Origin of the sequence: Bombilactobacillus mellis (genome assembly GCF_000967245.1) — a bacterium.
GTDB classification, from domain to species: Bacteria; Bacillota; Bacilli; order Lactobacillales; family Lactobacillaceae; genus Bombilactobacillus; species Bombilactobacillus mellis.
In genome coordinates, this window is the sequence record NZ_KQ033881.1 from 41,514 (window position 1) to 52,348 (window position 10,835).

9 protein-coding genes are annotated in these 10,835 nt (G+C 29.5%); 4 read left to right on the forward strand and 5 right to left on the reverse strand.

The genetic code is table 11. The features are described 5' to 3' along the window. Positions 1-197 precede the first annotated feature (197 nt). Positions 198-1,412 carry an MFS transporter gene (locus JG29_RS08110; protein WP_052696349.1) on the reverse strand — a complete coding sequence of 405 codons (1,215 nt, stop codon included), beginning with the start codon at positions 1,410-1,412 and terminating at the stop codon, positions 198-200. Positions 1,413-2,112: 700 nt separating this feature from the next. Here JG29_RS08110 and JG29_RS08115 point away from each other — a divergent pair. The 4 genes from JG29_RS08115 (at position 2,113) to JG29_RS08130 (ending at position 7,565) form a co-directional block, all read left to right on the forward strand. Then, positions 2,113-3,099: a GHKL domain-containing protein gene (locus tag JG29_RS08115; RefSeq protein WP_198139907.1), complete on the forward strand. Its 987-nt coding sequence runs from the start codon at positions 2,113-2,115 to the stop codon at positions 3,097-3,099. A gap of 3 nt (positions 3,100-3,102) precedes the next feature. Next, entirely contained in the window at positions 3,103-3,828 is a 726-nt protein-coding gene (locus tag JG29_RS08120; protein ID WP_045923481.1) for a LytR/AlgR family response regulator transcription factor, read from the forward strand. A gap of 643 nt (positions 3,829-4,471) precedes the next feature. Beyond that, positions 4,472-5,029, forward strand: a complete 558-nt coding sequence (locus tag JG29_RS08125) for a hypothetical protein (protein ID WP_045923482.1) — start codon at positions 4,472-4,474, stop codon at positions 5,027-5,029. Between the two features lie 649 nt (positions 5,030-5,678). After that, positions 5,679-7,565 carry a hypothetical protein gene (locus tag JG29_RS08130; protein WP_045923483.1) on the forward strand — a complete coding sequence of 629 codons (1,887 nt, stop codon included), beginning with the start codon at positions 5,679-5,681 and terminating at the stop codon, positions 7,563-7,565. 621 nt (positions 7,566-8,186) lie between these two features. Here JG29_RS08130 and JG29_RS08145 read toward each other — a convergent pair. The 4 genes from JG29_RS08145 to JG29_RS08710 form a co-directional block, all read right to left on the reverse strand. After that, positions 8,187-8,816 carry a hypothetical protein gene (locus tag JG29_RS08145; protein ID WP_045923486.1) on the reverse strand — a complete coding sequence of 210 codons (630 nt, stop codon included), beginning with the start codon at positions 8,814-8,816 and terminating at the stop codon, positions 8,187-8,189. Then, on the reverse strand, positions 8,806-9,045 hold the full coding sequence (locus JG29_RS08800; RefSeq protein WP_156961663.1) for a hypothetical protein: 240 nt from the start codon (positions 9,043-9,045) through the stop codon (positions 8,806-8,808). The genes JG29_RS08145 and JG29_RS08800 overlap by 11 nt, the downstream gene beginning before the upstream one ends. 48 nt (positions 9,046-9,093) lie before the next feature. Further along, entirely contained in the window at positions 9,094-9,234 is a 141-nt protein-coding gene (locus tag JG29_RS08805) for a hypothetical protein (RefSeq protein WP_156961664.1), read from the reverse strand. Positions 9,235-9,423: 189 nt separating this feature from the next. Continuing rightward, a complete protein-coding gene (locus tag JG29_RS08710; RefSeq protein ID WP_198139908.1) occupies positions 9,424-10,362 on the reverse strand; it encodes an MFS transporter in 939 nt (312 codons plus the stop codon). Positions 10,363-10,835 lie beyond the last annotated feature (473 nt).

The window sequence follows — 10,835 nt, forward strand, 5'->3', positions numbered from 1 at the left end:
GCGATTAACTGGCAGTTATGCTGGTGCCTATTTTTTGTGAAAGAGTCCCAAATTCAATTTCTTATTCAGCACAAAAACATTTTTAGCTCTATTACTTAGAAAGAATTTGGATCACGACAGAAAACACTTCTAATTTAGTTGATGCCCGGCAAAGTTTTCTCCTAATGTTTCTGGGATAAACTGACAATCTAAGCGCCTTATTCTGGAGTTGGTCGAGCCTGTTTTTTAACAAAGATACTAATAACTACTAAACTGGAAATAATTGCACAGGCAAAATTTAAAGTAACAACAAAAGATACCGAAAATAAGTTAAGTAAAAAACTCGATAGCATCATAGAAATTAAGGATGCTATTCTTCCACAGCTGGATTTTAAAGAAGTAAGCGATGAGATTCTTTCAATAGATACAGCCTCAGAGAAGAGAACATTACTAAAATAATCAAAGAAAGTAAATACAAATACCAGCATTAAATAACTCACTAAAAATATAATTTTATTATTATTGGGAATGCTAATAAGACCAATTATCATTATCAATCCCTCGACACTTAAATAGCGTTTGCTTTTTTTATTTATGCTTCTACTAGAAAAGGGAATACTGTAGGCAATAAAGCTGATTAATTGAAAAATTATATAATAAATAAAAAAGTTTTTTTTATTAAATCCTTTAAATAGAAATAATGCCTGCCAGATTTGATAGTGGGTTTGAAAAAAGAATTGACTCACAAATGTTAGTGCTATCATTAACTTTAAATCAAAAGAGCCTTTCAATTCTGTGATTCCAGAATTTATTTGTTTAAGCATCCCAGTGAGGGCATTACTATCATTTGGTCTGGACATTTTACTATGTTCTAAATAAAATATTTGGATAATCAGTATGCTTAAAAGAGTTAGTAAGATACTAATAAAATAAAATCTGATTCCGATTCTATAATATATCCAAGATCCGATAGTACTTCCGATTAGTAATGAAATAAAATTAAATCTATTAGTATTACTTATAAATTTTGAAACTTTATTTTCTTGATTTAATGTTTTTAAATCATTTATTATCTCAGCATCTATGGTTCCACTATCTAGAGCACTTGAAATACCGTAAAAAAACCAGGCAATCGACATGACAACTATATTTTTACCACATAAAACCAGTATAAACATTAGTATTAAAAAAAATTTAGAGATGATAAATAAATTTTTTTTGGAATAGATATCTGCTAAGAGTCCACTGGGATATTCACTTAGTAAGATAGCTAAACTGTAGACAGCTTGGACTATCATTATTTGCGAGAGGCTTAATCCTTTTTGAAATAATAGAACTGTTAAGACAGAATGAGGTAAAGAAGAGGCGATAGTTATAAATATAAAAGCAATATAAAAAGAGATTATATTTTTGTTAAATACCTTCTTATTCAATATGTACTTCCCTTAAAAAATTAATTTTTTAATCTTATTTTAATTTATGATAATTTGCTGTTCAAGTAAAGCCATAATTGAGTTTTTAACGTATTAAACGTCCTTAAATAGTAAATAAAATAAGGTTTATGCCCAAAAAATCAACGTATATAATAAGTTTAAAAAGAATGATGAAATGCTATAAAATAAAAATTAATTGAACCATAAGGTTAATATATTTCCGGTTCTATATTTAACGGCTATTTAAGCGCCTATATAATAAATAAACTAGTTTTTGATGGGTATTATATTGGATCAAAATGCTAGTACTGTGGTTGGTAATGTATATGATGGGTATGTATTTAGGTAGGACATAATGTTATTTATTTTAAGTTATTATTGTTTATTGTATTGGCTTTGTTTACATACGTTTCAAGTTATTTTATCGATAAAAGATCTTTTATGGATTATTGCGGGCTCAATCTTTGCCTTTGGATTAACTATTTATGTAATTAATTTTTTTAACTATAATATAATTTTGATGTTATTATTTGCTCTAGAAATCCTGGTTGTAGCCCTGTATTTGTTATTTCAAAAAAGGTTAATTTCTAATTTTTTCTTTCTAATATTAAGCTTTTTATTAATTCTATTTGCTGGACAAACTAGTGAAGTTTTAATGTATGAGTTTTTTAGGATACCATATGCTTTACAGGAAAGTCACATGAAATTTATTTTGGCTGACCTTATTTTTATGACGATCATAACGCTACTTTTAGCAAGGGGAATTAATTATTTGTTGCAGCATTTTAAATTATATTCCTTACTGCATACTAGTATCATTAATTCACTGATTATCAGTACCGCTATTTTATTAATGGTGATCGCGTTTTTTAGCCAGGTTGATAATTCTAATAGTAACAAAACTACTACTAAAATAAGTTTAATTTTCCTGATAATAATAGTAATTATCGCTTTTATAACTATAATTTGGTTACATAGTCAAAAACGTACCCTGCAATTAAGACATGAACAAGAAACTAATCAACAATTAGTAGAATATCTTTATAATTTAGAATATGCACAAGCAGAATTTCGGAAATTTAAGCATGATTATTTAAATATTTTAGCCGGATTGGCAGGTTATATTGAAACCCAGGATTTATCAGGTTTAAAAAATTATTTTTATAAAGTCATTAATAATAATCATATTGCACAGACTAATGACATTTTTAATTTAAAGTCTCTACAAAATATGAAAATAATTGAAATTAAAGGCTTGTTGGCTTTAAAGTTAGGAAAATTACATCAGTATCGTAATAATTTCCGGATTGAGATTGTGAATCCAATTCAAAAATTACCCAACTCCATGCCGATTTATGAATATAATCGTTGCTTGGGAATTTTAATTGATAACGCAATTGAAGCTTTAGATTTCCACCAGATCGATGTGAAAAGTAAAAAAACCCATTTGTCCATTGTTTTTTATCAAGAAAAACAACAATTAATCCTAGTCATTAAGAATAGTTATTTTAAAAATGTTAATTTGTCTCAAATTTACCAAGCAGGATTTTCTACTAAACCCCAACATCAGGGTCTGGGATTAGCTAATATTAATGAAATCTTACAGCAATATCCCGGAAGTACTCTTGATACGGAAATCACACAGGAATTCTTTATTCAAAAATTAATTTTAAGGCAGGCAGTATAATAAATGAAGATTTATATCTGCGAAGATGATCTGAGTCAACGGCAACATATTACTAAAATTATTAATAATTATATTTTAATTGAAAATTTAGATATGAAAATTCAATTGTCTACTAGTGATCCATTGCAAATTTTGCAGGCAATCGATCAGGAACAGAGTGTTTATTTTTTGGATATTGGTTTACACAGTGAGCTTAATGGTTTGGAATTAGCTAGTGCAATTAGAAAAACGGATACTCATGGTTATATAATTTTTATAACCACACATGATGAAATGGCTTTTGAAACTTTTAAATATCAAGTAGCGGCCTTAGATTTCATTTTGAAAGACCAAGGCAACTTAAAAGAGAATATTGTGCGGGTATTTCAGACTATTCAGCAGCAATTAATGATCGATGCTGATGATAATGACACTATCGCCATTAAACTGAATGATCGTATTTTATATATTAATTTAAAAACTTTAATCTATATCGAAACACTGAGTAATCATAAACTGGTGCTACATGCTCAAAATAAAGAATCCTTAATTACAGGTGATTTGAAAGCACTAGAGCAACGTTTACCAAATAATTTTTTTCGGGCTCATAAATCTTTTTTAGTAAACTTGGATTATGTTGATCATGTTGATAAAAAACAAAATTTAATCTTTTTCCGAAATGGTGCTAGTTGCTTAGTTTCACGAAGAAAAATTAAATTATTAACAGAGCACAAGCTAAAACTGAATTAGATCTAAAAAATTTCAACATCAGTCTCATAATTGTGAAACCTGAATAAATGAGACCGTCACTAACTTAAATGGTGCAACTATCACTTCTGGAGGCCAAGTTAAGCGTAAATGTTCTGCGCTTGCTTAAGTGGCTCAGCTGGCATTGTTTTACGAATATATTGTTTTTCTTGCTAATTGACATCTTGTTCAGCCAAGAAGAGAGCATAAGGTTGTCCCATTGAAATTTTGTATATGTATAAATGAAGGATTTGAATAATTAAGCCACCTAACTCCATTTCTTGTTTCATTAAAATTATTATTATTCTATGTTAAATTAGTAATTTTAAACTTTCATGGTTGGTTGCTATAAACTGCCTTTGTAGATAAATTTTAGATTGATACTTTGGAATTCATTACATAATTTGTATAGTCGTTCCCTAGTTTTTCCTTAGAAGAATAAATACTATAAAACAACCTAAGCCTTGATGTGTAAAGATTATAATCGTCTCTACATGCTAGACTTAGGTTTTTTAGGCCAAGTATTATTCAGGCGTTTACAAGTATAAAAATTACCGTTAAAGAAAGAAAACAGCCTTTCAAGAAATTTTAATCCATGGAATTAAAAATCCTTTAATATGTGGATATCGAAAGGAGACAAGGAAACATGAAATCTAAAAAGGCTCTTTTAATAGGAATAGTCAGTATCTTGACAATTGTAATTGGTCTGATCTTCTGGAGAATGATGTTTAATCATCCCTATAACAATTTTCAAAAGAATGTAAGTATTAATAAAAACGTTAAAGAACTTCTAGTGAATACGGGCGGCACTGATATAGTTTTAAATATCAAATCTGGCAAGGATTCCCAAATTTGCACTCAGGGGTATGCACCAGTTGCTAAAGACGGTCGGGGGATTGTTACAATTTCTCATAATGTTCTAACTATGAATTTTGATACTAAGAAAAAGAATGTCGGTATTATTTTTTCCAAAAGGAAACCGATCGTAACAGTTAATGTGTCTAATCAGCAATTACAATCTTTAAATACATTGAAAGTTAAAACTAACGGTGGCCAGATTACGGTTAATAGTGCTAAGAATTATCCAATACCTTATCATGCAGATTTAAATGGCGGCGATTTGAAAAATACGGCTGCAACTAATTATATCTCAGGACATAAGTTACAGTTATTCAGTAATGGCGGCTCGATTATCTTAAATTAATAAATAATATAGAAAATAAAAATAATATAACCGAAATGAGCCCCATTTCTTTATTTTGATAATGTTATTGTTATTGGCGATATAAGCTGCTATGGTTGCTTCAAAAAAAATGGTATTCTTAGATTAAGAGTTGACGTTATGACCAAATATTTATTGTTTTAGCAAGTTTAGAAATAATGATTTGGTTAGTGATTCATCTTCATCTGTAATCAGAGGTTTTAGCTCAAAAAAGTGAAAACCCACATAGCCTTATTTGGCCTAGAGATTTTATAAACTGGAGAAATAGCAGATGGGTTGATTAGACTCTTCGTTATAGTTTTACTAATGGTTATAAATGGTCGCATTCTAATTATTATCATTTATAAGAATCCATATCTCATCTGTGGCAATTAGTGGTACAAATTTTACAAGACATAGTGCAAATGCTCGAAATTATTCTATGGCTACAACTGCTGATTATAGACAAGCTCAGGCATGGTATGGAAATCCTTATTTTTAAATGAAAATATAAATACACTGCAAACTCCATTAATATTAGCTGTGTACAAGATTGTACGCAGCTTTTTTAATTCAAACAAGATACATTAATATAAAGAAGAATTTAAGATAATATCAAAGTTAAACGAATGCATAAAAGGAGATGAGCATAATGTTTAAAAAATTATTAAAGATTGTATTAACTATTACTTCATTCATGACCATCTGTTTATGGATTATTTTTGTTGGGAGTAAATATAATGATTCTGTAGATCAAACTGAATATAATATTGAAGATAACTATACACAGATAAACATACCGATACATATTAATAACAGCCATGATTACCATAAAGTAATAAGTTACTTTAATGATGTAAGTAAAGAATTAGATATTCCATTTTTAAAAAGAGCGTATTATCAAGGTAACGAACGAACCCAATCCGGCCACATAAATTATCAAAAAACAGTTAATAATGTAACATTTGAGACCAATAAGATATCTGATAGTTTATTAGATAAGAACTTTAAGATGCACTTAAAAAATAATCATGTTTATGCAACTGAGCCGGTGGGCGACCAAGTTCAAATACCCAAATATGGTTCTTTAAATTTTACGATTAAAACCATTTCTGAGCATACCAAACCGCATACCAGAGAAGGAACATTCTTTATTCAAACAAAAAATCCTAAAATGATTGATATTTTTCAAGCAAAACTAAGCGTCCAGTTTAATTCAGGATTTAATATCAAAACAAATAAAAATGATTTTAATTCTATTATTATTCCGGAAACACTTCCCAATAATTCTGAAGAGATATTTCAAATTACAATTACAATGACTATTTTTCAAATTGTTTTAATAATTATATATTGTTTATCTTTGAGTTATGAGATCGGAGGGTATCGGCTATTAGGCTATAAAGTTGGAGCAATTATAAGTCAACTTATACTCCCGTATATTCTTTTAGGATCATTTTTGGGTTTTATAGTAGGCCTCATTGGAGTATTGACAAAAAATCAATATAATCTATTGAAATTAAATATTGCAGTTTTATGTCTTGTGATTTTAATATCGATTGGTGTTGTTTTTTTAACTGTTTTTGCATTACAAAAACTACCGACTAATAGAATGCTTATCAAGATAAATTATTCTAAAGTAATATTTTTACTTTTATATTTATTTAAAGGTATTATCATGACTTTCATTTTATTATCCGTCCTGCCAGTAAGTGAATTAGGATATCAATATATAAATAATACTTCAACCAAAGACTTAAAAGTTTATTCAGATTATGCAGTTTTTTTTCCAACTGCAATCGGTTATAACCAGGCCGATCTAGTTAATCCCGAGAATGCAATTTTAGTTAATGAAGATGTTTTATATCCAAAAATCAATTCTGATGGAGGACTTTTGATTGATACAACAGCAATAAATTCTAAGATATTGATGCCATATAAGAGTGTCACAATTAATAGGAATTATTTGCAGTTCCATCATCTTTTTGATAGTAACGGCAATATGATTAAACTATCAAAGAACTCTATGAAAAATTTGGTTTTAATACCAGATAAATATACTAGTAATCAGGCTTTAATGAAGCAGATCCGGCATTATCTAAGTCATGATTTGAAATTAACCCATCCTTTAATAAAAGCTATTCGCAATAATCAGCAAATAATCGATGAGTCGGGAAATCGGATACAAAACTATTCATCTATCCGTGTGTACAACGAAAAAGCAGATAATTTAAATCATTTAAACATAATAACCGGTGATAATAAGGATCCTTTGAAGATTGCTTTGCACGGTAAATCACCTGATTATGTATATAAAACTGCTTATAAGCATCTTTTGTATAAAAATAATTTATTGGATAACTATCCTCAATTAATACGTGCTAGCGATATTAATAATCAGTTGTTAAAGCAGTCTGAAGGTTTGGTATTATCAAATGCAATTTTTATAGGGATAAGTTTATTACTTTTTGTAATTATATCTTTAGCTACTGCATATCTTTATTTTTCAGTTTATGGACGTTCGTATGCAATTAAATAAACCTTGGGTATTTCCGTTTTCAAAAGCAGTATAGCTTTCTGGAAGTTGTGGTTGGGACAATTATTAATTACTATATTATTTATCTTAGGTACAGGAAATAAATTAGATCCTGCCACAATAAGTTTATTTTTGATAGCCGTGATAATTGATCTAATCATCAGCATTTTTGGTATAAAAATATTTTCTCATCATGCTATAATGTATGTAACATTATTGATTAATTTATTAATAATAGTTGTAAGCAGCGTATATTTAAGTATCATATTATCTTATAAGGGGGATTGAAAATGTTAAAATATTTAATACCTGTGTCAATGATTAGTTTCTTTATTACATCTATTTTAATGAAAAAGCTAAAGCAGTCCTCTCAAAATTTATTTATAGATTTTATAATCTTTTCTGTTATTGCAACTATACTAACAATTATATTGTATTTCATGAGTACTAATTTTAGAGATTTGATGAATAAAAATTAAGTCTAGCAACTGCACTAAAAAAAGCCATTCCTATTTACGCTAGGAGTGGCTTTTGTGTTTATATGCTTAGATTTTCTCACATTTTTCACTTAAATTATATCATTAAAATGCCAAAAGAAACAGCAGGGCAGTTTTAAGAATAACGCTAATATTTCCGCACTTTCGGCGGATGAATTACTTGGATAAACCGAAAAACCAGTGTTGTGGGATACAAAATCAGGGCTAGTTCAAGCATTAATAGCAAAAAACAGCCTAAAATAGCACTGATTCCCCGAAATACGCCCCAGCCGCTGAAATTAGGGTGGGCAAAGTGCCAAATTCCCGCAAAGCCAGTGCCGTGCAGGATTAGCGGAGCAGTTAAGTAAATAAGACCTAAATTGGTGAGAATCAGCGCCACAACCGCAATCAGAATCACCAGAGGCGCCCAACGAGCCATTTTTTGATCTAAATTAAGCTGCTGTTGCAGTTTTTGGCGCTCTCTCTTCAGCAAATCAATGCGGGAATGCAGCTGTTTCTGTTGGTGCTGCAAGGTTTCCAATTCTTGCTTAGTCAGTGCTTGATTCCGCTGCAGATTTTTTTTAAATTCCTGCGCATACAGCTTATTTAAATATTGGGTACGTTCTTGAGTTAGCAGCGGCAAGCGTTGTTCAACCTGCTGCTGAATGATTTGTTGCAGGAGTGGGAGATTTTGTAAGTCAATTTGCCCAGTATTGCCATACTCCTCTAACAACTGCAGAATAGCATTTCTAATTTGTTGATCCTCACTAGTTGCCATTAACGTTCCCGTCCTTGGTGTTGAGATTTAAGTGCTGCCCAACGCTTGGCTTGAAGCCTTGAATTTGCATTTGAAAGCTGCCGCTGTTGAGCCTGCTGATCTCGGTGCTCTTGTTCAGTTTGTTGACGTTTTTTCGTTCTGAAGCCAACCGCTGATTAAAGCGTGCCAAAATCGAATTAGTGGTTAATCGTTCAATAATTCGGGGTATTGCGCGCTCAATTTGTTCCATTTTTGCTCTAATTTTTGATTTTCTTGTTTGTAGGCGGTTAAGGTCTGTTTATATTTGGTTGTCACTTGATTGAACCAAGCTTGCTCGCTGTTCTGTAACGTGGTTAATTGTTGTTGCAGCAGATTGTTGTAATTTTTGTAATTCGTCGGGGGTCAAACGAATATTAACTTGCGCTTGTTTTTCAGTCAAAAACCCACGTCTCCTTGAGGATATTTCAGAGTATCTAAGGCTAATTATATCGAAGAGTTAGTACAATGGCAGGTGGTGCAAAGTGTAGACAAAAGGCTACGCCAATTGTCAGACATTGCAACTTGAAAAGAGGGAGCAGTGCTCCCCCTTTTATCCCCCACAACTAAATTTGTATTATTGCTATTAATTTTAATTAATTAAAATATTTAATAAAAAAAGTAGTAAGCTATATAAAGAAAATCCAATATAAGAATATATTAAGCTAATATTGGCTAAAGAAGGGAAAATAATACTAGCTATAGGAGGAGTTATAACTAATAAAGAATTAGTCGTAGTTATGATTCCTCCTAATCTTTCTGTGGGATATTTATTGATTATCATAGCTGAAAAACGAGGGGAAATAATACCTAAAAGCAGTGAAAGTATACTAGAGTTAAAAAAAATTAAATATAGATTATTCAAAATAAAAGAAATAGAAATAAATAATAAAAAAATAGTAGAAATAATATTTAATAAACTTAATGAAACGTTTTTTAAAATTTTAGAACTCAAATCATTTCCTACTATCATCGACAAGGTAATGATTCCAGATAATAATGATATCTTTATAGGGTTCGAAATAATTTTTAGAGAATTGTTATTATTAATAAATAATGCAAAAATAGGAGTTAGACCACCAAAAAAACCATTTAATAAAGATAATTGACAAAGAATTTTAAAAACATTCTTATCTTTAAAAAGAACACGAAAATTTGTTAAAGTGTTTTTAAAGGTATTATTATTTTTAATGTTTCTTATATCTTCTTCTACTAATTTTATATCTTTCTTAATTAACAAAAACCCTATTCCTACGAATAAAAATATAAAAGAATTAAAGTATGCTACTACTCTTTTTTGAAAGAAAGATAAAAGAATAGATCCAAGAAACGTTGCTAATACATTCATTAGTTGTGATGTTATACTGATTAATCCTTGTGCCTGTTCCATATCTTTTTTTTCTACTAATTTTTTTGTAAATGGCGCAATTAATGCTGACGAATAATTTCCTGATAAGTCAGAAATAAAATTTAATATTGCTACACAGAAAATTAATGTTAGGGTATTTCTATAATCTACGTAGCTAAGCAAATCGTAGACGGTAATACTCAAGACCAAACTGTAGATATTTATTATTAATAGTCAACTAAATAGAACAGCCCACCATTAGGTGGGTTTTTGTTTAATCCTTTTAAAAGGATATTCAAAATTTTATTGTATATAGTAAATTACATAAATAGTTTTTAACGTACTAAATGAAGTTATAGTAGTAAATATAAATATATGTTGATGTTCAAAAAAGACTTATAAATAAAGAAGATATGCAGCGAATCTTTGCTAAAATAGGCGGATCTAAAAAACGTTGCTGGAGAGTGGTTACTATACTCCTAGCTAAAATGCTTATTAAATAAGTAATAAGCATTATTATCATTTATATATCTAAATAAACGTATATAATGAATTTAAAAAGAGAGTATGACATAAGTAAAAATTAATTGGACAATAAGGGCGTCAATAAATTAGATAAAGCCTAATAAGTTTTTTAATTTAGTTAATAAGGCGTT

Excerpts from the sequence above, each read along its gene's own strand:
- JG29_RS08115 (WP_198139907.1), top strand. The coding sequence starts at position 2,113 with ATGAAATTTATTTTGGCTGACCTTATTTTTATGACGATCATAACGCTA.
- JG29_RS08120 (WP_045923481.1), top strand. The coding sequence starts at position 3,103 with ATGAAGATTTATATCTGCGAAGATGATCTGAGTCAACGGCAACATATT.
- JG29_RS08125 (WP_045923482.1), top strand. The coding sequence starts at position 4,472 with ATGAAATCTAAAAAGGCTCTTTTAATAGGAATAGTCAGTATCTTGACA.
- JG29_RS08130 (WP_045923483.1), top strand. The coding sequence starts at position 5,679 with ATGTTTAAAAAATTATTAAAGATTGTATTAACTATTACTTCATTCATG.
- JG29_RS08145 (WP_045923486.1), bottom strand. The coding sequence starts at position 8,816 with ATGGCAACTAGTGAGGATCAACAAATTAGAAATGCTATTCTGCAGTTG.
- JG29_RS08800 (WP_156961663.1), bottom strand. The coding sequence starts at position 9,045 with ATGGAACAAATTGAGCGCGCAATACCCCGAATTATTGAACGATTAACC.